This is a genomic window from Paenibacillus algicola, from assembly GCF_005577435.1.
Classification (GTDB): domain Bacteria; phylum Bacillota; class Bacilli; order Paenibacillales; family Paenibacillaceae; genus Paenibacillus_AQ; species Paenibacillus_AQ algicola.
Genome location: NZ_CP040396.1, coordinates 3,293,080 through 3,313,968, shown reverse-complemented (window position 1 = coordinate 3,313,968; position 20,889 = coordinate 3,293,080). Strand labels below are relative to the sequence as shown.

General features: G+C 52.2%; 17 protein-coding genes. All 17 read left to right on the top strand.

From position 1 onward, the window contains the following. Window positions 1–237 precede the first annotated feature (237 nt). The 17 genes from E6C60_RS15575 (at window position 238) to serC (ending at window position 20,829) form a co-directional block, all read left to right on the top strand. The gene (locus E6C60_RS15575; RefSeq protein ID WP_233281254.1) at window positions 238–774 is read left to right on the top strand and encodes a 3D domain-containing protein; all 537 of its coding nucleotides are present in this window, start codon (window positions 238–240) and stop codon (window positions 772–774) included. A 137-nt stretch (window positions 775–911) separates the two neighbouring features. Continuing rightward, window positions 912–1,112, top strand: a complete 201-nt coding sequence (locus E6C60_RS15570) for a hypothetical protein (protein ID WP_233281033.1) — start codon at window positions 912–914, stop codon at window positions 1,110–1,112. Between the two features lie 243 nt (window positions 1,113–1,355). Then, entirely contained in the window at window positions 1,356–2,444 is a 1,089-nt protein-coding gene (gene liaF, locus E6C60_RS15565; protein WP_138226680.1) for a cell wall-active antibiotics response protein LiaF, read from the top strand. A gap of 4 nt (window positions 2,445–2,448) precedes the next feature. Beyond that, complete coding sequence (locus E6C60_RS15560) at window positions 2,449–3,501, top strand: HAMP domain-containing sensor histidine kinase (RefSeq protein ID WP_138226679.1); 1,053 nt, start codon at window positions 2,449–2,451, stop codon at window positions 3,499–3,501. Between the two features lie 21 nt (window positions 3,502–3,522). Next, window positions 3,523–4,176, top strand: a complete 654-nt coding sequence (locus E6C60_RS15555) for a response regulator (protein ID WP_138226678.1) — start codon at window positions 3,523–3,525, stop codon at window positions 4,174–4,176. A gap of 131 nt (window positions 4,177–4,307) precedes the next feature. Continuing rightward, window positions 4,308–5,969, top strand: a complete 1,662-nt coding sequence (locus tag E6C60_RS15550; RefSeq protein ID WP_138226677.1) for a S1C family serine protease — start codon at window positions 4,308–4,310, stop codon at window positions 5,967–5,969. 112 nt (window positions 5,970–6,081) lie between these two features. Then, window positions 6,082–6,768: a response regulator transcription factor gene (locus E6C60_RS15545; RefSeq protein WP_138226676.1), complete on the top strand. Its 687-nt coding sequence runs from the start codon at window positions 6,082–6,084 to the stop codon at window positions 6,766–6,768. A gap of 1 nt (window position 6,769) precedes the next feature. Then, window positions 6,770–8,236 (top strand): sensor histidine kinase, encoded by a 1,467-nt coding sequence (locus tag E6C60_RS15540; RefSeq protein ID WP_138226675.1) that lies wholly within the window; start codon window positions 6,770–6,772, stop codon window positions 8,234–8,236. 50 nt (window positions 8,237–8,286) lie between these two features. Beyond that, the gene (locus E6C60_RS15535; RefSeq protein ID WP_138226674.1) at window positions 8,287–9,237 is read left to right on the top strand and encodes a 4-hydroxy-3-methylbut-2-enyl diphosphate reductase; all 951 of its coding nucleotides are present in this window, start codon (window positions 8,287–8,289) and stop codon (window positions 9,235–9,237) included. Window positions 9,238–9,473: 236 nt separating this feature from the next. Next, entirely contained in the window at window positions 9,474–10,433 is a 960-nt protein-coding gene (locus tag E6C60_RS15530) for an ABC transporter permease (RefSeq protein WP_138226673.1), read from the top strand. Window positions 10,434–10,470: 37 nt separating this feature from the next. Further along, a complete protein-coding gene (locus tag E6C60_RS15525) occupies window positions 10,471–11,367 on the top strand; it encodes a carbohydrate ABC transporter permease (protein WP_138226672.1) in 897 nt (298 codons plus the stop codon). 91 nt (window positions 11,368–11,458) lie between these two features. Then, window positions 11,459–13,117, top strand: coding sequence for an extracellular solute-binding protein (locus tag E6C60_RS15520; protein WP_138227838.1), 1,659 nt, complete (start codon window positions 11,459–11,461; stop codon window positions 13,115–13,117). 115 nt (window positions 13,118–13,232) lie between these two features. Beyond that, on the top strand, window positions 13,233–14,804 hold the full coding sequence (locus tag E6C60_RS15515; protein ID WP_138226671.1) for a response regulator: 1,572 nt from the start codon (window positions 13,233–13,235) through the stop codon (window positions 14,802–14,804). Continuing rightward, on the top strand, window positions 14,801–16,609 hold the full coding sequence (locus E6C60_RS15510; protein ID WP_233281032.1) for a sensor histidine kinase: 1,809 nt from the start codon (window positions 14,801–14,803) through the stop codon (window positions 16,607–16,609). Before E6C60_RS15515 ends, E6C60_RS15510 begins: the two co-directional genes overlap by 4 nt. A 207-nt stretch (window positions 16,610–16,816) precedes the next feature. Continuing rightward, window positions 16,817–17,872 carry a 3-deoxy-7-phosphoheptulonate synthase gene (gene aroF / locus E6C60_RS15505; RefSeq protein ID WP_138226670.1) on the top strand — a complete coding sequence of 352 codons (1,056 nt, stop codon included), beginning with the start codon at window positions 16,817–16,819 and terminating at the stop codon, window positions 17,870–17,872. A gap of 278 nt (window positions 17,873–18,150) precedes the next feature. After that, a complete protein-coding gene (glnA, locus tag E6C60_RS15500; RefSeq protein ID WP_138226669.1) occupies window positions 18,151–19,575 on the top strand; it encodes a type I glutamate--ammonia ligase in 1,425 nt (474 codons plus the stop codon). A gap of 165 nt (window positions 19,576–19,740) precedes the next feature. After that, the gene (serC, locus tag E6C60_RS15495) at window positions 19,741–20,829 is read left to right on the top strand and encodes a 3-phosphoserine/phosphohydroxythreonine transaminase (protein ID WP_138226668.1); all 1,089 of its coding nucleotides are present in this window, start codon (window positions 19,741–19,743) and stop codon (window positions 20,827–20,829) included. Window positions 20,830–20,889: the final 60 nt, after the last annotated feature.

Sequence of the window (20,889 nt, the reverse complement as noted above, 5' to 3'; positions counted from 1 at the left end):
AACCCTCGCTAGTAAGGGGGAGGTATTCACATGAAGCATTGGAATCTATGGCAGAGGCTTTTGTTATGCACGGGTCTGGCGTTAATATGGTGGGGCGGAGTATCACCCGCAGAAGCAGCAGCACGGCTGCTGCCGGTGTCCGCTGATTCCTATAGCGTTACGGATTCCGGGAAAGAGGTTATCCAGGGCAGCTATTTTGTGGAGATTTCACGGTTGTACGCGTTTCATGCCGCAGGCATGGGCGAGCTGGGGCAGTATCTCGTGCATCATGCAAAGGAGCGGCAGCTTCATAGGCCGGTGGAGGAGCAACGCGATCCTTCCGTTCCCGTCTCGGCGCCGCGGTCGAATCAGGTGCTGAGAACGGTAAAGGTAACGGCGACCGGCTACACGGCCGGTTATGAATCAACCGGCAAGAAGCCGGGACATCCGCAGTACGGGATTACGTATTCCGGCGTGAAGGTGAAGCGGGACCGGGAAGCGTTGTCCACTATTGCAGCAGATCCCAAGGTGTTTCCCATCGGCAGCATTATATATATTCCGGATTACGGCTACGGCATCGTGGCGGATATCGGTTCAGCCATTAAAGGCTCCAAGATCGATTTGTATTTTACTACGACACAGCAGGTATTTAAGGAATGGGGCAAAAAAGATGTCGAGGTGCAGGTCATCAAACGGGGCTCCGGCCGCTGCACCCAGGAAATGCTGGAGCGCGTGGGCGAAGCCATAGCTACGTACCGCTACCTGCCTTCTTCTTTTTTGGATGAGGCCATTTAAGTCATTTCTGCAAGCTGCTTTCGCACTGCGGAGGTTTCGCAATCCCTGTATATTGAGCATCGGTCCGTCACATACTATGGTTCGGGGAGCAGTCCCCGAAGAGGATGAGGTATTGAGACTACAGGGAGGTGACAATCATGAGCAAGAAAAAAGTGCAAGAAAGCTACCAAACACCGAACGAGAAGTACAACGAGGAGTTTGGCCAGGAAAACGTGAGCCGCAAGGTATCCGAGCAGGGTGCCAAAAAGGTACAGGAGAGCTACAGCACACCGAACGAGAAATACGATGCGGAGTTTGCTGAGTTCAGCCAGACGAACAACCCGAAAACGAACCGCTAACCTGCATTTTATATGATGGTACCCATCAGAAGCTGTCCCTTGCGCAGAGTGTCATCTGCAGGGGACAGCTTTTTTACGATTGGAGTACGATGGCCGGCAACTGCTGAAAAAGGTATCCATTCCCAGCCTATCGGTCTGTAGACCGATTCCAGTTTCATCCCGCCGCAGCTGTTCAATCGAAGGCTGGTTGTCGTACACTGTACATATCACATAAGGAACTAAAGAAAGGCAAGGGATGCAGGGATGAGTAAAAAAACATGGAACCAGCTGTTTGGCGGCTTGCTGCTGATTGGCATCGGCGCGCTGTTTATCTTAAATGAATTGGGAATCCAGAGCTTCAGTCTGGGTGAGCTGTTCTCCACATTCTGGCCGGTCATTCTGATTTATGCAGGATTGCAGGGCATCTTCAGTGCAAAGCAAGACGGGTGCGCCGTATTAGGCTCCTTCATCCCGCTCATTATCGGCGTGTATTTCCTGGGGCATAACTTGAACCTGCTCTGGTTCTCATTCGGAGACCTGCTGCGGATTGCAGTGCCTGTGATCCTGATCGGCAGCGGATTGTACGTTATCTTTAGTCCGAAGCGCAAGCGGGATAAAGCCTTTAAGGAGGCAAGTGATGATGACTATCGCAAGCCTGGGCGTGAGAATGATGCATATGATGCGCATGATGCGCCGCCTCCTCCCGCACCGGGAGAGCTGGAATCGTCGCTGGATGAGGTGTTTGAGCAGCGATTTGGCTCCGGCGACCGGGATCTCAAGGGTCCCCGGGATGCAGACCGTAACAGGCGGGAGGGGGACAGCAGCTATCGGGATTACAGCGACCGTCATGAGGAGCAGGAATACGAAAGCAGCCGCAGGAGATCCCGCCACAAGGGTGACAGTCACTACGAATATGGAGATCAGGACGATGATGGAGCGTACGAGGAATACCATAACTGCGGTAACAGCAAGCGCTACACGAATAAATCAAGCTTCATCGGCGATATTCATCTGGGTAAGGATTATTTCGAACTAAAGCCGACCAACATCTCGCAATTTATCGGAGATACGGTCATTGATCTTACCCGGGCGCAGATTCCGTACGGCAAGACCAAGATTAATATCTCAGCCTTCATCGGCGACATTAAAGTGTTCGTGCCGAATGATCTCGATGTGGGCATCCGAGTCTCTACCACCTCGTTCATTGGCGATATGTCGGTGCTGGGACAGAAGCGCAGCGGCTTCTTGAGCAGTGTCGGGCTGGAAAGTCCGGATTACCGCGAGTCTAGCAAGAAGATCGTGATTCATATCAGCGCCTTCATCGGCGATGTCAAAGTGAACAAGGTAGGGTAACCGGATGGGATTTGTCAAAAATACCAAGTGGGTCATTGTCATGTACTTCCTGACCATCGGGGCTGTTGTTGCGCTGTTTCTGTACCTTGCGGGCGAGGGAGGCTATCTGACGATTCGGGATCACCGGCTGTGGTGGTATTACACAGCCGGTATCCTGCTGTTTACTGTCATTGCAGGATATATTGCCGCGCAGCGCATTCAGCGCCCGCTGGATCTCCTGCACTTGAACATGCTGCAGGTGGCCAAGGGAAATTTGACTGTGAGGATGCCGGAGGCAGAGGATGAATCCTTCGCCGGCGTATATTCTGAATTTAATGCCATGACAGAAGCGATTGAGAACAAAATGAAGCTGCTGCAGCGCCTGGGCGAGCAAGAGGTGCTGGAGAAGGAATTTGCAGCAGAGTCTGCGGTGCTGGAGGAACGGCGCCGGATGGCGCGGGATCTTCATGACACGGTAAGCCAGCAGCTGTTCGCTATCCATATGTCGGCTTCCTCGCTGTCGGGGGTCCTGAAGCAGGATCCTGTTCAGGGACAGCAGGTGCTGGAGCAGCTCGTCTCCATGTCCCATACGGCGCAGAAGCAGATGCGGGCACTTATCGCCCAGCTGCGCCCGGTGGAGCTGGAGGGCAAGACGCTGGAGGAGGCGCTGGAGCGCTGGTTCCCGGATTACTGCCGCCAGAACGGCTTGAAGGGGATACGCGAGGTCGAGCTGTACGGAGGCTTGTCGGATGCAATCGAGCATCAGCTGTTTCTTATTATCCAGGAATCAATTGCTAACATCGTCAAGCACGCAGAAGCCAGTATGATCAGCTTGTCGCTGCGGGAGGAAGAGAAGCGGGTCGTGCTGAGCGTCAGCGACGATGGCAAGGGCTTTGATGAAGGCAGACCCAAGCAGGGGTCTTATGGGCTAAGCACGATGAAGGAGCGCGCCGACAAGCTGGGGGGACAGGTGGAGATTGTGAGCCGCCGGGGAGCAGGCACAACGGTGAGAGTACATATACCGCTGTTTATGGCGGGCGGAGCAGAACATACTGAGCAGGGTCCACGCAGGAAATAAGAGCAACAGGGGGAGGTAGCTATGACGGCTGTAAAAATACTGCTGGTCGATGACCATGATATGGTCCGGATGGGACTCAAAACATATTTGTCGCTGGAGCCCGCCTTTGAGGTCATCGGCGAGGCCGCGAATGGTATGGAGCTGCTAGACATGCTGCGCAGCAGCGGGCCGGAAGATATGCCGGATTTGATCCTGATGGATCTCATGATGCCGGTGATGAACGGGGCCGAGGCGACTCGGGCGGTCATGCAGGAGTTCCCGGATCAGAAAATTGTAATTTTAACGAGCTTTCTGGAGGATGAGCTGGTGCTGGAGTGTGTCGAAGCCGGAGCTGTAAGCTACGTTCTCAAGACGGTATCTGCGGATGAATTGATTTACGCCCTGCAGGGAGCCTGCCGGGGGATGCCGGTCATGACCCGGGACGTATCGGAGGCACTGACACGGGGCATCCGTCAGCATCAAGCCCAGGACGATCAGGCAGGTCTGACGGAGCGGGAGAAGGAAGTGCTGCTGCTGATCGCCGAAGGCAAGAATAATAAGGAAATCGGAGAAGAGCTGCATATTAGTATCAAGACGGTCAAGACCCATGTCAGCAATCTGCTGATGAAGTGCGAGCTGGAGGACCGGACACAATTGGCCATCTTTGCCCACCGCAAGGGCTGGGTAAAATCATAGGTTGATCGTACACAGCTTTTATCTCCTTTTTAATTGTTTTTAAGGTGTCGTTAAGGTTTATAGTACACAATAAGAGCATATCAAACACAGCCACCGGCCGCAGGCACGGTGATCTTATAGGAGGTAGAAGCATGGACGATCAAAGAAACCGGTTTGGAGGCTTCGGAGACGGGCAGGACGAGGAGCACAAGCGGGAGCCTGAAGCTGGCCGCGAATATGAACGTGAGGCTGAACCTCGTCAAGCATCTGAGACCCAGTCAGAATCACCATCGAACTCATCATCTTATTATTCATATGGACCGTTCAAGTCATTGGGCGACTCCGAGAAACAAGACGAGGGCAGCCAAAGCCACTATGTCCGCAGAGATCCGCAGGAGGTGGAGGTTAGTCATCCCCAGCCGGTAAAGCCGGTTCCATCCATGTCCTCCTTCGAAGCCGGCCGCTCGCAGCGCCCGGTCGGCGGTAATGGAGGCGGTGAGAAGCCGAAAGGGAGCTGGAACTACAGCCGCAAGCAAAAGAACCCGGTAAAAGCAGTGCTCCTCTCCTTCCTCGCCGGTATGATTGTCATGGTAAGCAGCATGTATGTGGCTGATCGCAGCAATTTGTTTACACCGGACCAGCCGCTGGGCACGCAGGGGAGTGGCAGTGAGGTAGCCGCAGCGCTGGCTCCGTCTAATCAAGGCGGCGGCGCGTCCACGGCAGCCGCAATGATACCTTCCGGACAGGGCGACGTAGCCTCTGTGGTCGATCATGCGAGCCCCTCTGTCGTTCTGATCGAGACGATGGTCAGCAGCCAGGGACAGGGCGGCCGCAGCATGGATGACGATATCTTCCGTTATTTCTTTGGAGACCAGTACGGCTCCCAAGGTAACAGAGGCGGCAGTAGCAGCGAAGGCGGCGCCGATTCCTCGCAGCTGCAGCCTTCAGGCATCGGCTCCGGATTTATTTTTGACAAAGAGGGCTATATCCTGACGAATGAACATGTTATCCACGGAGCGGATCTTATCCAGGTTACCGTTGAGGGAACGAATAAGCCTTACGAAGCAAAGCTGCTGGGATCTAGCTATGAGCTGGATTTGGCCGTGCTGAAGATTGAGGGCGAGGACGGTTTCCCTGCCATTCCGCTGGGCAGCTCGGAGGATCTGGAGGTAGGTGAATGGCTGGTGGCGATCGGTAACCCGCACGGCTTCTCGCATACTGTGACCGCCGGGGTACTGAGCTCGAAGGAGCGCCAGATCGACATTGCCGGCCAGAACGGTGAAGCCGATCGGAATTATGAGGATCTGCTTCAGACGGATGCGTCTATTAATCCTGGTAACTCCGGCGGGCCGCTCTTGAATCTTAGAGGAGAGGTTATCGGTATGAACGTAGCCGTTAGTGCAGAAGCTCAAGGCATCGGCTTTGCGATTCCGGCGGAGACGATTAATGAAGTGCTTGACTATTTGAAGAACAATGAAGAAGTTCCGAAAGAGCCGCAGCCGTTTATCGGGGCCAGCCTGGGTACACTGACGCCTCAAATTTCCGAACAGCTGGGAACCGAAATTACAGAAGGCACCTACGTGAACTCGGTCGTTTTCCGTTCCCCGGCGTATGAAGCCGATTTGCGTCAGTACGACATCATTGTTGGTGCAGACGGCCAGAAGTACGCCACGGCTGCGGAGCTGATTGAGTACATTCAATCCAAGAGCGTTGGCGATGAAATGACCTTGAATGTGAACCGCAATGGCAAAGCACTGGATCTGCCGATCAAGATCGGTGACCGCAACGACTATGATCTGACAGAGCAGCAGTAAGCTGTATTTCAATAGACAAGCGGAAGGGATCGCTCCCTTCCGCTTGTCCTGTTTACAGCCATATCGTTATAATAACTATACAACGACAGAACGGTAGAGGTGACGGAATTTCATGAGACCGCGTATTTTGATTGTGGATGATGATGAGAAGATTATTTCAATGCTCCGTAGAGGACTAGCCTTTGAGGGCTATGAGGTGCATACTGCAGCCAATGGTGCAGAGGGCCTCAAGATGGTGCTCAATGAGGAGCCGGATGCCGTCATACTGGATGTCATGATGCCGCAGGTGGATGGTTTTGAGGCGCTGCGTCGATTGCGTGAGGGGGGAAGCCGTATTCCCGTTCTTATGCTGACCGCTAAGGATGAGCTGGAGAACCGGGTAAAGGGCCTGGATACTGGAGCGGATGATTATCTGGTCAAGCCCTTTGCATTGGAGGAGCTGCTGGCGCGGATCCGGGCATTGCTTCGCAGAAACAGCAGCGACGAGCAGAGCACCAGCAAGCTGACGTTCGAAGATATCAGTATGGATGTGAGCGCCAGAGAGGTGCTTCGCGGCGGACAGCGGCTGGAGCTTACCGCGAAGGAGTTCGAGCTGCTTCATCTGTTCCTGCTGAACCCGAAGCGAGTGCTATCGCGAGATCTGATCATGGATAAGATTTGGGGATATGATTACAGCGGCGAGTCCAATGTCCTGGAAGTATATATTGCCATGCTGCGCCAGAAGACAGAGGAGCATGGAGGCAAGCGTGTAATCCAGACGATCCGCGGGGCAGGCTACATACTCAGAGGGGAGCGCTAGCATGTCGATCCGTTGGCGGCTTACAGCATGGTACTCCGGCATTTTATTCGTCACGCTGCTTCTGTTCAGCTTGGCCGTCTACGGATTCGTACATTTGTATACGTACGATGAGCTGAAATCACGCATTCAGCAGCAGTATAACAAAATCCGCCCTGTGGTCTCCATCAACGCTGACGATGGCGGTCTGGTCTTCATTCCTGACCGATCTTCAGTCCTGCGGATGGAGGAAGCGGATTTCTATGTCCAGACGTATACCTATCATAATCAAAAAGCATGGCAGTCTGACAATATGAGGCTTCGCGGCTTGGAATATGAAGTGCCGTCCATGGAGGATGGCCAGAAGCAGCGCGGCTTCAAGTCAATCCATGTATCCGGCAACCCTTTTCTGATCTATCAGGATTATGTTGTTCTGCCCAATACGGGGCAGGTGTACGGCTGGCTTCAGGTTGGAGCCTACACAGGCACCTCGGAGAATACACTGGACCGTCTGCAGTCCATTCTGATTATGGGAACACTCGCTACGCTTATTACCGCCTCGACGCTCGGCTTGTTTCTGGCCCGCAAGTCCATGAAGCCCATTCAGAAGGTCGCAGATGCGGCCAATCAGATTCAGAAGGGGACCGATCTCAGTGTGCGGATTGAATATGACGGTCCGCAGGATGAGATTGGCAGCCTGATCGGCACCTTCAATGACATGCTGTCGAGGACGGAGAGCTTTTACAAAGAGCTGGATGATGCTTACGCGGCTCAGCGGAGATTTGTCTCGGATGCCTCGCACGAGCTCCGGACTCCGCTGACGACCATCCGCGGAAATGTGGATCTGCTCCACAAGATCTGGACCGGGCCGCAGGGCGATCGTCCCGATCTGGATGAGGAGACGCTCCGTCAAATATCAGCTGAAGCCATCGGCGATATTTCGGATGAAGCGAAACGCATGACACGGCTGGTTACGGATATGCTCTCTCTTGCCCGTGCGGATACAGGCCAAACCTTTGAGAAGGTACCGATCGCCCTGCAGCCGCTACTGATCGAGGTGATCCGCCGCGCCCAGTTTCTTCCGAAGACGGCTGCCTGGAGCGCCGGTGACCTCTCCTCCCTGAATGGCGTTTATGTAGAAGGGAATCGGGACTACCTGCAGCAGATGCTGTTTATCTTCATAGAGAACGGCTTCAAGTATACGCCGGAAGGAGAAGTGTCTCTGGATGTTGTCCTGTACCGAGGTCAGGTTGGCATCCGCGTGGCGGATACGGGAATCGGGATGGCGAAGGATGAGGTTCCGCATATTTTCGAGCGCTTCTACCGCGCAGATCAGTCTCGCGGCGCCACGGAAGGTACAGGACTCGGACTTTCTATTGCAAAATGGATTATCGACGTGCACGGCGGCTCGGTAGAGGTCGTAACCAAGCTGGGAGAGGGAAGCACGTTTATAGTCTGGCTGCCGGCAATCTTTGCCCCGCCGCTGGAATAGCGTTATAATACAGGGAGTGTAATTTAGCAGACAGAAAGCAGGTGAGGACCATGGAAGTGATCAAAATATCGCCCCGGGGATATTGCTACGGCGTCGTTGACGCGATGGTGCTGGCTCGCCAGGCGGCACAGAATCTGGATCTTCCCCGGCCTATATATATACTTGGCATGATTGTGCATAACAGCCATGTGACCCAATCGTTTGAGGATGAAGGCATCATTACTCTGGATGGGCCGAACCGGATGGACATTCTGAAGCAGGTGGAGCACGGCACAGTGATTTTCACCGCTCACGGCGTGTCTCCGGAAGTCAGACAGCTGGCGCGGGAGAAAGGGCTGACAACGCTCGATGCTACCTGTCCCGATGTGACCAGGACGCATGATCTGATTCGGGAGAAGACCGCTGATGGCTATGAGGTCATTTACATCGGCAAGAAGGGCCATCCGGAGCCGGAGGGCGCGATTGGAGTTGCGCCGGAGCACGTGCACCTGATTGAGAAGCTGGAGGAAATCGAAAGCCTGCACATTCCCGCCGACCGGATCATCATTACAAATCAGACGACGATGAGTCAGTGGGACATCAAGCATATTATGAGCCGGCTGCTGGAGAGATTTCCGGGTGCCGAGATTCATAATGAGATTTGTCTGGCGACCCAGGTTCGTCAGGAAGCGGTGGCGGAGCAGGCCGGTCAGGCCGACCTCGTCATCGTCGTCGGAGATCCGCGCAGTAACAACTCTAATCGGCTGGCCCAGGTGTCTTTGGATATTGCTGGGGTGCCTGCTCACCGGATCAGCGATGTTACCGAGCTGCAGCGGGAATGGCTGAGCGGGGTCGAGAAGGTGGCCGTGACCTCGGGCGCCTCCACGCCGACGCCGATTACGAAGGAGGTCATTGCTTATTTGGAGCAGTATGAGCATGACCGGCCGGAGACTTGGGAAATCAAGCGGACAGTGAAGATGAACAAGCTGCTGCCGCCTGTCAAGGCAGCGACGAAGAGCTGATTACAGTTTGAGGATGAGCTATCCCTGCACAGAGGTACGCAGCAGGGGTAGCTTTTTTGTGCGTAAAAAAGGAAATATGGCTTTCATTCTCCTTTCTTATTAATGTAAGCGTTTCAAAAATGAATTGAATAGTATCATTTTTCGTTGCTCAGGCAAATAGTTTGAATGTCCCCCTTCCGCTACAATAAAGCTATCAGATGACAAACAACGTACGAAGATGTCATGGGAGGGTGGTTATGTCACAAATATCTGTTGAATCCAAGCCTGCCGCCGCCAAGCCGAAGAAGAGCAGCCTGATTACTAGGTTTGCGAGGCAGTGGGATATCCAGCTCATGGTATTGCCTGCTCTGATTCTGGTCTTTATTTTCAGCTATATTCCGATGTACGGGGTGCTGATGGCGTTTCAAGACTATAATATTTTCGGAGGAATGAGCGAGAGTCCCTGGGTAGGGCTGAAGCATTTCGAGATGTTTTTTGAATCTCCGGAATTTTATACCGTGATGAGAAACACGATCGTTATCAGCCTGCTGAAATTTCTCATTGGCTTTCCGGCTCCTATTATACTCGCCTTGATGCTGAATGAGATTCGGAGTATGGCATTTAAGCGGGTTGTACAGACGGTGAGCTACCTGCCTCACTTTTTATCCTGGGTCATTGTAGCAGGCTTTGTGATGTCGATGCTTTCCACCGATAATGGGAGCGTTAACATTTTCCTGCAGAAGCTGTCATTTATTGAAGAGCCGATCAGCTTTCTGTCTGTTCCCGAGTACTTCTGGACTATTCTGGTAACGACTGGAATATGGAAGGAAATTGGCTTTGGCTCGATCGTATATCTTGCAGCGATCGCTGGAGTTGATCCGCATATGTATGAAGCGGCCGACATGGACGGAGCCAGCAAGTTCCGCCAAATCTTTACGATTACGCTGCCGTATATTATGCCGGTGGTCATCATCTTTATAATTTTGTCCATTGGGAATCTGCTGACGGCAGGCTTTGAGGATATCCTCCTGCTGGGTGTCAATCCGGTGCTGAGAGAGGTATCGGATGTGATTGACACTTACGTGTATCGAATCGGCATTCAGAACACGCGCTTCTCCTATGCTACGGCTGTAGGATTGTTCAAGGCTGTGATCAGTGTCGGCTTGCTTACCATCGCGAACTATATCGCCCGCCGATCCGGTAACAGCTTATGGTAGGACTCAAACACCTTGAACCTGAAAGGAGTGGATGCATTTGGTTCGGCTGAGCTATGGCGACCGGCTGATGGTCATCTTCATCTATATTTTTCTGGCCCTGCTGGCGTTTACCACTTTTTATCCATTCTGGAACTCGGCAGTGATTTCATTCAATACGGGCTCCAACACAGCACTGGGCGGGGTCACCTTCTGGCCCCGGGAATTCACGCTGGAGAACTATCATGTCGTCCTCAATGACGACCGCCTGCTGAACGGCTTTATGATTTCTGTGCTGCGCACGGTGATCGGAACCGTTCTCTCGATTATCGCCACCGCTTTGTTCGCCTATGGAATGACCAAGCGCGAGCTGATCGGCCGCAAGTTCTACATGATTATGTGTATCATCACCATGTATTTCAGCGGCGGCCTTATTCCAAGCTTCCTGCTAGTCCGGGGAGTGGGGCTGATGGATTCCTTCTGGGTGTTTATTATTCCAGGTCTGATCAGCGTGTGGAATATGATTATCTTCCGTACTTTTTTTCAAGGTTTACCGGGAGGGCTGGAGGAATCGGCAAAAATTGACGGCTGCGGTAACTGGGGCACTTTTTTTCGAATTATTCTCCCATTATCTGGTCCCGTCATCGCAACTCTGTCTCTGTTTACGGCGGTAGGACACTGGAATGACTGGTTTCTGCCGAGTATTTATATCAATAATGAAAACCTGCTCCCGATTCAAACGATGCTGAAGCAAATTCTGAACACCAATATCGTCTCGGATCAGATGGCGAATATGGATTCGGCTGCTCAGGGCCAGATGGCCAGGATGCAGACGGTCTCCTCCAAGTCGCTTTCCATGGCTACGATGATGATTGCTACGCTGCCGATTATTATGGTCTATCCGTTTGTGCAAAAATATTTTGTCAAAGGCGTGCTGGTGGGCTCCTTGAAGGAGTAGCACCTGCCGTCTATTGGAACAGTGTCAAGGGCTGGAAACAGCCTGCACATATCGTCACACAGATACAACGAAAGGGGAATATAACATGTTTATGAAAAAGGCTTGGAAATCCTCGATGACGCTGCTGCTGACTGGAGCCGTGCTGCTGACAGGCTGTACCGGAGGCTCAGGCACGACAGCCTCGGATCCCCCGGCAGATTCCGGAAACAACAAACCGAGTGAAGGCAGCTCCTCCAGTGCTCATGTGCTTGGTCAAAATCCGTTGGAATTTTCCTTCTACGGCAACTATGACTGGTACACAATGCCTACATGGGGAGCCGATGATTCCAGCAAGTGGGTCAAGGAAAACATGAAGGTAAACATAACTCCCATTCATAGCGGAGGCAACGCATCCCAGAAGCTGAATACGATGATTGCTTCCGCATCCTTGCCGGATGTGATGTGGATGGAGCGGGGACCGGATGTCGAGAAGCTTCGCCAGGCAGGCATGCTCGTCCCGTTCGATGATTATTTGGATAAATATCCGAATCTGAAGGAATGGCTGGGAGAATCCGGGCTGAATCTGCTTCGTTCCGAAGACGGCAAGCTGTATCAGTTCCCGAACTGGTACACAAGCCAGCCAAACGGCAATGCCGGCTATGTCGTCAATAAGAAAATTTATGAAGAGCTCGGCTCTCCGAAGCTGGAAACGACGGAGGATCTGTACAATTATCTGAAACAGGTCAAAGAGAATTATCCGAATATCGTGCCGTTTGAGCCGCATTTGGCGAAGGACGGTCAGGGCTTGAACGTGCTGTACACGGCTTTTGGCGAAAATGTGCTGAATACCTGGGTTGGCATTCGCGGTGTACCCAATGGCGATCAACTGACCTCCATCTTCACGGATCCGATTTACCGGGAGTCCATGCAGTATTCGGCTAAGCTGTTCCGTGAGAAGCTGATGTCTCAGGACGCTATGACTCAGACTGCAGACCAGGTGAAGGAAAAGGTCGTTTCCGGACGCGTTGCCGTCCTGGCCTCTGCAAGCCCGACAGAGCTCGGTCAGCTGGGACATATTGAATTGACGAAGAGTGACCCGGATGCAGGCTATTTCATGATCTGGCCGATTCACAAGCCGGGGCTGGATCCGAAGAAGGTACTGGCAGGTACGTACACTCAGCTGGGCTGGAATGTCAGTGTCATCACGAAAGCAGCGAAGGACCCGGAAGCGATCTTTGCCTTCCTGGACTGGTATACCGGACCTGAGGGCCAGCGCACCATGATGTGGGGACCCGAGGGAGGATACTGGGATGGTGTAGAGGCAGACCAGACTCCGAAATTTACTGACAAGTACGTGACGGACGCTGAAGGGCTCGTCAAGCTGCAGAATGCGACCATCAACTTGATCTGGAACGGTAATACGGTATATGTGGACCAGGCTAAAGCGAAATATGAAAGCACCCTGCCAATCGAGCAGCGCAACTGGGCGACTCACTGGCAGTATGAGATTACTTGGAAAACGCAAGGAGACGGCACACCGTTCATAAACCTCGATCCGATGCCAGACAGCGAGGAAGGCATTATCCGTCAGCGCGTAGAGGACATTTTCCTGGAGTCAAGAGCGAAAGCGTTGTATGCTAAAGATGATGCGGAAGTCAATGCGGTGCTGGATAAGGCCGAGGCCGATGCACAGTCCGCGGGCTACAACAAGCTGCTGGAATACAAGACCAAGAAGTGGCAGGAAAATATTCAAAAAATGCAGGGCAAATAGATACAGGTACACTTGGAAACACAAAGTGCCCTGGATATACACGTAAACCCATGGACAGGTATACTGCGCTGCGCAGTATACCTTTGGGTTTTTTCATAGGGAGGCATTGCATTTCATGTATAAAGTGTTGCTGGCCGATGATGAAATTCTGGATTTGGAGGGCATGAAGCAGTTTATCCCGTGGGAAAGCCTCGGTATGACTGTGGTAGCGGGTGTCAATAATGGCTTTGCAGCCTGCGAGGTGCTGGAGCGCGAGAAGATTGATGTGCTCGTATCCGATATCCGGATGCCGAATATGTCCGGCCTGGAGCTGGCTCAGAAGGCTCTGGAGCTGCAGGAGCAGCTGCAAATCATATTTGTAAGTGGTTACCAGGATTTCAGCTATGTGAAGCAGGCCATGGCACTACAGGCCTGCAGCTACGTGCTGAAGCCGATGGACGACAGTGAGTTGATAGAGGCGCTGGGCAAGGTTCGCTTGAAGCTGGATCATCTGCGCAGACGACAGGAGACCGAGACGGCTTATCAGAAAGCGATTCCTGTGGTCAAGCACCAGTACTTGCTTCAGCTGCTGCAGCAGCCTCTACACCGGGTTCCGCGGGAAGCTATGAATCCGCAGTATCGATTTCAGCGTATTGCCTGGCCGGTGCGTGCGGGCCTGTTTGAACTCGACGATGCTGCACTGCTGCTGAATCACATAGAGAAGGAGGAGCGGCTGCGGCTGATTGAGGATGTGCATCTGCGCTTGCAGCAGCTTCTCCTGCGAAAAGGCCTGGAGTATATTTGCACCATGCAGCCTCACCGAACGGCCGTGCTCTTGCCGGCAGAAGCTTCTGCAGAGGATTTTGATTTCATCAGAGAGCAGTTGGCAGAGGAGTTCCCCTTTACTCTAACTATCGGAACGGGAGAGCCTGCCCATCATCTGCAGGAGCTTCATGCCTCCTATGAGCAGGCGGTGACCGCTCTGGAATACAAGATGTTCCGGGGGAAGGGACAGTGGATTAATTTCACCGATATCCCGCGAGAAGAAATGCAGCATGCAGCAACGCTGGATCTTCGTTTGGACGCGCTGATGCAGGCTATGACGAGCTATAACCTGGTGTCTATTCATGATGAGCTGGAGCAGATGGCTGTGCTCGTATCCGGCATTCGCTCACGGTTTACGGTTCGTAACTTATCGCTGTATATCCTCATGAAGCTTAATGATCATTTGCATACGATGCAGGAAGATCTGTTTCAGATGCTGGGGCTAGAGCTTGCCAAGCTGGACGTGCTGCTGCAATTTGAAACCATTGACGATATTTTCAGCTGGCTGCGCCGAAAGGTGTTTGAAATCTCAGAGCAGCTGCATAACCGCAAAAGCTCCAAGAACGGCCGGCTCGTGCAGGAAATGGTTGACGACGTCCGGCAACGGCTGCATGAGAGCATTACTCTGCGGGATGTGGCGAACCGCTTCTCCTTCTCCCCGAATTACCTGGGCGTATTGTTTAAAGAGGAGACCGGGCACAACTTCAGTGACTATGTCATCGGACTGCGTATGGATCACGCGAAGAGTCTGCTTACTGGGACGAAGCTGAAAATTTATGAGGTCGCGGCCCAATGCGGGTATCAATATTTGCCATACTTCAGCCGGCAGTTTAAGGAGACCTTCGGGATGACGCCGCTGGACTACCGGAGACAGCATTCATGAGCAGATTGCGTCTTCCTTTCGGGATCAAGCTGATGCTGTCCTACTGTGTGCTGCTGATGGTTCCGGTGCTGCTCATCGGAAAGCTCGTGAATGATATTTACGTAGAGTCGATTCGGCAGCAGACGGGGAGCACGATTCAGGGTACGCTCTCCCAGATGAAAAGCAACATCGCCTTCAAGCTGGAGGATACGAAGCGGATCTCGGATATGCTCTATTTTGACGAGAGGCTTGCTCGGGCGCTGCGAGCAAACCGGGAAGGCTGGGAGAGTTATGATGCGACCCAGAATATTCTATTCCCCAAATTCCAGACGGCTGTCGAAACGGCAAACAGACGCCTATGGCTGTCTATATACCTGAAGAATGAGGTATTCCGGGAAACCTACAATATTTATGAAGGTACCGATCCGCTTTCGACCAAATCCAGACTTTACGATGTGTATCAATACCCCCGGCTTGTAGAGAAGGAGTGGTATCGTTCCTATCCCCGGGATGAAGTGTATGGAACCACAATGCAATGGAAGCAGATCGAGGACGATGCACAGTACGGAAGAATTTCATTGCTGCGCCGTCTTGTAGACATTGGAAGCATGCAGTATCCGCATGATGAGATCGGGTTTATGCGAATCAGCGTTTCGCTCAAGGATTTGTTTGACAGTGTTGATTTTAAAAAAATCGGAGACGGTACTACCATCTATATTTACGATTCCAGGCAAGGGGTTATGATTTCATCCGGAGCAGGAAGCATAGCAGAAGATGACGCATCTCTGTCTTCGCATACAGAGGCTCAAATCCAAGGTCCGGAAGGGAAGCAGGGAGATCTGGTAATCCGAGAGAAGCTTCAGGGTCTTAACATGGAGCTGGTCGCCATCGTTCCGGAGAACCTGCTGGACCAAAATACGATCAAGGTCCGAAATCTCACTTTATTGATTGGATTGGGCTGTATCCTCATTATCTTAGTGTTAGGCACCGGACTTTCCCGTTACTTTAGCAGAAGAGTGTATAAAATTGTGAAGGTCGTGGATTCATTTCAGCAAGGAGAGTTTCACAAGCGAATTCATTTCCAGGGAAATGATGAATTTTCGAAGATCGCTCATGCGCTGAACGAGATGGGAGCGAATGTTGGCCGACTCATTCAGGAGGTGTATTTTTCTGATCTTCAAAAAAAGCAGGCGGAGCTGGACTCCCTTCATGCCCAGATTAATCCTCACTTCCTATACAATACCTTGTCTTCCATCAGCCGTCTTGCCAAATTCGGTGAACTGGACAAGCTGCAGCGAATGGTGCTGGATTTGGCGAAGTTTTACCGCTTGTCGCTTAATGAGGGTCGAAACATGATTCCTGTGCAGCATGAGCTGGAGCAGGTTCAGGCTTATATTGATATCCAGCGAATCAAGTATGGAGAGAGACTGGAGGTACAATATTGCTTCGCTCCCGAGGTGGTGCGGTATGAAACGGTCAAGCTGATCCTGCAGCCATTTATCGAGAATGTTCTGGAGCATGCCTGGACAGGGGATCGGATTTATATCCGCATCTGCGGGGAAGTGCGTAAAGAGGGTCTCCAATTCAACATCATTGATGACGGAGTTGGCTTTCCGCCGAGGACGCTCAGCGGGCCGCTGTCTGTAGATCAGCTGGAGAACGCCGGTTATGGCATTCGTAATGTGGATCAGCGTATTCGGCTTCACTATGGCGCTCCATATGGTGTAACGCTGTATAGCCGTCCGGGGGCAGGCACGAATATTTCCATCCTGATTCCGCTCATTCCCAAAACCCAGAAGACAATCCGACAAAAGCGACTAACCTAATTACCAATACGGCTTTTCCGTGAAGTGTAAGCTTGGGCTTGACGGTAAAGCTGTAATCTTGTATATTTACTTTAGTCATTAAAAGCATAAAAGCTTAAAAGCACACAAGCATAAAAGCGAACAAGCGATAAAGCGTAATCCTGCAGAACAGGCACCGGGCATCCGGAAGGCTGTTGCAGAATCCATTATATGAAAGAGGGATCTCACATGATTGTCATCACATCGGGCCAAGTGCCAGAGGAGCAGCTTCAGCATATCGTAGCCGAAATTGAGAAGGAAGGCCTTCAGGCTCATATTTCCAGAGGTACCGACCGCATCGTCATTGGACTGATCGGAAGCGTTAACCCCAAGCTCGCGGAGCATTTACGGCAGATGAAGGGCGTCGAGAACGTGGTGAAGATTACGAAGTCTTACAAGCTGGCCAGCCGTGACTTCCATCCTGAGGATACGGTGATTGAAATGAAGGGCGTCAAGATCGGCGGCGGAAATCTGGTCGTCATGGGCGGGCCCTGTGCGGTAGAATCGGCGGAGCAGATTGACGACATTGCGAAGCTGGTCAAGGCGGCGGGTGCTCAGGTGCTTCGCGGCGGTGCGTTCAAGCCGCGTACCGGGCCGTACAGCTTCCAGGGCATCGGGGTGGAAGGCCTGATTATGATGGCAGAGGCCGGGAAGAAGCACGGGCTGTTGACCATTACCGAGGTAATGACTCCGGAGTATGTAGACATTTGCGCTGAATACGCTGATATATTACAGGTAGGGACGCGTAATATGCAGAACTTCGATCTGCTGCGCAAGCTGGGCAGCTGCGGCAAGCCAGTGCTATTGAAACGGGGCTTCAGTGCGACCTATGATGAATTCTTGAATGCGGCGGAATACATTCTGGCTGGCGGAAATCAGAATGTTATGCTGTGTGAGCGCGGAATCCGAACGTTCGAAACTTACACCCGCAACACCCTGGATTTGTCTGCCATTCCAGTGCTGCAATCGCTCAGCCATCTTCCAGTCATTTCTGACCCGAGCCATGGCACGGGCCGCCGTGAGCTGGTTGCTCCCATGTCAAAGGCTTCCGTAGCAGCAGGGGCAGACGGACTGATTGTGGAAATGCACACCGACCCGGATAACTCCATGACGGGAGACGGAGTTCAGTCGCTGTTCCCGGATCAGTTTGCAGTTCTCTTGAAGGAGCTGGAGCAGCTGGCTCCGTTGATGGGTAAATCATTTAATACCGCAAAGGCGCCCGCTGCAGATTTTGCGAGAGTGTAAGAGGTTCTGGAGGTCTCTGAGTCACGCCTGAACAGCAAGAGATAACGATGCTTCTCATCGCTTTAACGAGACGTCTTTCCCTGCGAAAGACGTCTTTTCGTGTCGAAGGAGGATAAAAGTCTAAATGTTATGTTATATAACACAAATGAAGAAAAATACCTTACATGAGTATTGACGACTTGCTTCTAGACAGAATATAATAACTGAAAAGAAATCGAAAATCATGAACATTCACAGAGGTTTATTCGCTTAATGTTCGGGTATTAGGAGGAAGAGACATGTCGGTAGAGAACGTGTTAAAGACAATTGAAGAGAATAACATTGAATGGGTGGATTTCCGTTTTGTTGACCTGTCGGGTCGGGTACACCATATTACCCTGCCGGCATCCGCGGTAGACAGTGAAACCTTCGTGAACGGCGTAGCGTTTGACGGTTCGTCGATCCCGGGCTTCCGTGGAATTGAAGAATCCGATATGGTGATGATGCCAGATCCGGAGTCCTGCTATGTGGACCCGTTCACTGCACATCCTACATTGAATATTATGAGCAACATTCACACACCAGACGGTGAATCCTATGAGCGTGACCCTCGCTGCATCGCTGCACGTGCCGAGCAGTACCTGCAGGACAGCGGCGTAGGCACAGCGGCATTTTTCGCACCGGAATCGGAGTTCTTCCTGTTTGATGATGTTCGCTACGAAAGCGGCATGAACAGCTCCAGCTACTACGTAGAATCCGAAGAAGCAGCTTGGAACACAAACCGCAAGGAAGAAGGCGGCAACCTCGGCTTCAAGGTAAGAGTGAAGGGCGGGTACGTTCCGGTAGCTCCTGTAGATACACAGCAGGATATCCGCAGTGAAATGTGCCGTTTGCTGGATGAAGCGGGCCTGAGTGTAGAGCGTCACCATCACGAGGTAGCTACTGCAGGTCAAGCGGAAATCAACTTCCGTTTCGATACATTGAAGAAAACGGCTGACAACCTGCTGGTTTATAAATACATTGTACACAACACAGCTCGCCAGTATGGCAAGACAGCAACCTTTATGCCGAAGCCGCTCTTTGGCGATAACGGCAGCGGAATGCACGTGCATCAGTCCATTTTTGATGGTGATACTCCACTCTTCTATGAAAAAGGCGGCTACGCTAACCTGAGTGAAACTGCACTGCATTACATCGGCGGCATTTTGTACCATGCACCGGCCCTGATCGCTCTGACGAACCCGAGCACGAACTCGTTCAAGCGTCTGGTACCTGGCTATGAAGCTCCAGTAAACCTGGTATACTCCAAAGGTAACCGTTCTGCAGCCGTACGTATTCCTGTAGCTGCAGTAACACCGAAAGGCTGCCGTATTGAGTTCCGTACACCGGATTCCACAGCCAACCCTTACCTGGCCTTCTCCGCGATGCTGATGGCTGGCCTTGATGGCATCAAGCGCAAGATTAACCCGCAAGAGCTGGGCTACGGTCCATTCGACAAGAACATCTACGAGCTGTCGGATGCGGAGAAGAAGGAAATCCGCAGTGTGCCTGGCACCCTGGATGAGGCGCTGGACGCTCTGGAAGCGGATCATGAGTTCTTGACCGAGGGCGGCGTGTTCACGAAGGGATTCCTGGAGAACTTCATCTCCCTGAAGCGCGGCGAAGCGAAATCAGTATCCATTCGGGTACATCCACATGAGTATTCGCTCTACTACGATCTGTAATAATTGTTAATACGAGACGCAGGAGGTACATCCTCCTGCGTTTTCTCGTTACTTATGAATGGCGTCTTTAAATAGAGAAAAAAAGCACTTGCAGACCCCTCCGGGTTATTGCTATGATATTCGATAACATGAAATGAGCGTACATACGAAAGGGTGGAGAGTGGAGTGAGCAAGAGAGCATATAATTTTAACGCCGGACCGGCAGCGCTGCCTTTGGAAGTGCTGGAGCGTGCCCAGGCAGAGTTTGTGGATTTCCGGGAAAGCGGCATGTCTATTATGGAAATGTCCCATCGCAGTGACATTTATGAATCCGTACACAATGAAGCGCAGAACAGGCTGCTGGGCTTGCTCGGGAACCCTTCGGGTTATAAGGTGCTATTTGTACAAGGCGGAGCGAGTACGCAATTTGCCATGATTCCTATGAATTTCGCGCAAGAGGGCAAGCAGGCTAACTACGTGAAGACCGGCAGCTGGGCGAATAAGGCGATTAAGGAAGCGAAGCTTCTTGGACAGGTTCACATCGCAGCTTCGACCGAGCAGGAACAGTATATGAGAGTGCCGGAGCTGTCCGAGCTTCAGCTGTCGGAACAGCCGGCTTACTTGCATATGACCTCGAATGAAACGATTGAGGGCACCCAGTTCAAGCAATTTCCAGACACCGGTTCGGTGCCGCTGATTTGCGATATGTCGAGTGATATTTTAAGCCGTCCTTTCGATCTCAATGCGTTCAGTATGGTATATGCGGGGGCTCAGAAGAATCTTGGTCCTTCCGGCGTAACCGTCTTGCTGGTTCGCGAAGAGATCATTGAGAGCTCACCGAGCCATCTGCCGACGATGCTCCGCTATGATACTCATTCCGGCAATAACTCTCTATACAATACACCGCCTTCCTTTGGCATTTATATGATTAACGAAGTGCTGAAGTGGATTGAAGAGCACGGCGGTCTGCAAGGTGTAGAGGCCATGAACCGGAAAAAGGCTGCGCTGATCTACAATGCCATTGACAGCAGCGAAGGCTTCTATCGTGGCTGCGTAGCAGCAGGCAGTCGTTCGGACATGAACGTAACCTTCCGCCTGGGCTCAGAGGAGCTGGAGAAGGCTTTTGCCAAAGCGTCTGAGCAGGAAGGCTTTATCGGTCTGAAAGGACATCGGAGCGTGGGCGGGATGCGCGCATCCATTTACAATGCGGTTCCTTACGAGAGCTGCAAGGCGCTGGTGGAATTCATGCATGACTTCAAAGCCAAGAACCAATAAGTTCCTGGCAGATTGCTTAAGCATGCCGGGAGCCGTTCAAGCCGCTCGGCTGGCGCATTC

Coding starts and splice junctions, on each gene's coding strand:
- E6C60_RS15575 (WP_233281254.1), top strand. CDS start 238: ATGGGCGAGCTGGGGCAGTATCTCGTGCATCATGCAAAGGAGCGGCAG.
- E6C60_RS15510 (WP_233281032.1), top strand. CDS start 14,801: ATGAGCAGATTGCGTCTTCCTTTCGGGATCAAGCTGATGCTGTCCTAC.
- glnA (WP_138226669.1), top strand. CDS start 18,151: ATGTCGGTAGAGAACGTGTTAAAGACAATTGAAGAGAATAACATTGAA.
- E6C60_RS15520 (WP_138227838.1), top strand. CDS start 11,459: ATGAAAAAGGCTTGGAAATCCTCGATGACGCTGCTGCTGACTGGAGCC.
- E6C60_RS15545 (WP_138226676.1), top strand. CDS start 6,082: ATGAGACCGCGTATTTTGATTGTGGATGATGATGAGAAGATTATTTCA.
- E6C60_RS15555 (WP_138226678.1), top strand. CDS start 3,523: ATGACGGCTGTAAAAATACTGCTGGTCGATGACCATGATATGGTCCGG.
- E6C60_RS15570 (WP_233281033.1), top strand. CDS start 912: ATGAGCAAGAAAAAAGTGCAAGAAAGCTACCAAACACCGAACGAGAAG.
- liaF (WP_138226680.1), top strand. CDS start 1,356: ATGAGTAAAAAAACATGGAACCAGCTGTTTGGCGGCTTGCTGCTGATT.
- E6C60_RS15515 (WP_138226671.1), top strand. CDS start 13,233: ATGTATAAAGTGTTGCTGGCCGATGATGAAATTCTGGATTTGGAGGGC.
- aroF (WP_138226670.1), top strand. CDS start 16,817: ATGATTGTCATCACATCGGGCCAAGTGCCAGAGGAGCAGCTTCAGCAT.
- E6C60_RS15530 (WP_138226673.1), top strand. CDS start 9,474: ATGTCACAAATATCTGTTGAATCCAAGCCTGCCGCCGCCAAGCCGAAG.
- E6C60_RS15535 (WP_138226674.1), top strand. CDS start 8,287: ATGGAAGTGATCAAAATATCGCCCCGGGGATATTGCTACGGCGTCGTT.
- E6C60_RS15540 (WP_138226675.1), top strand. CDS start 6,770: ATGTCGATCCGTTGGCGGCTTACAGCATGGTACTCCGGCATTTTATTC.
- E6C60_RS15550 (WP_138226677.1), top strand. CDS start 4,308: ATGGACGATCAAAGAAACCGGTTTGGAGGCTTCGGAGACGGGCAGGAC.
- E6C60_RS15560 (WP_138226679.1), top strand. CDS start 2,449: ATGGGATTTGTCAAAAATACCAAGTGGGTCATTGTCATGTACTTCCTG.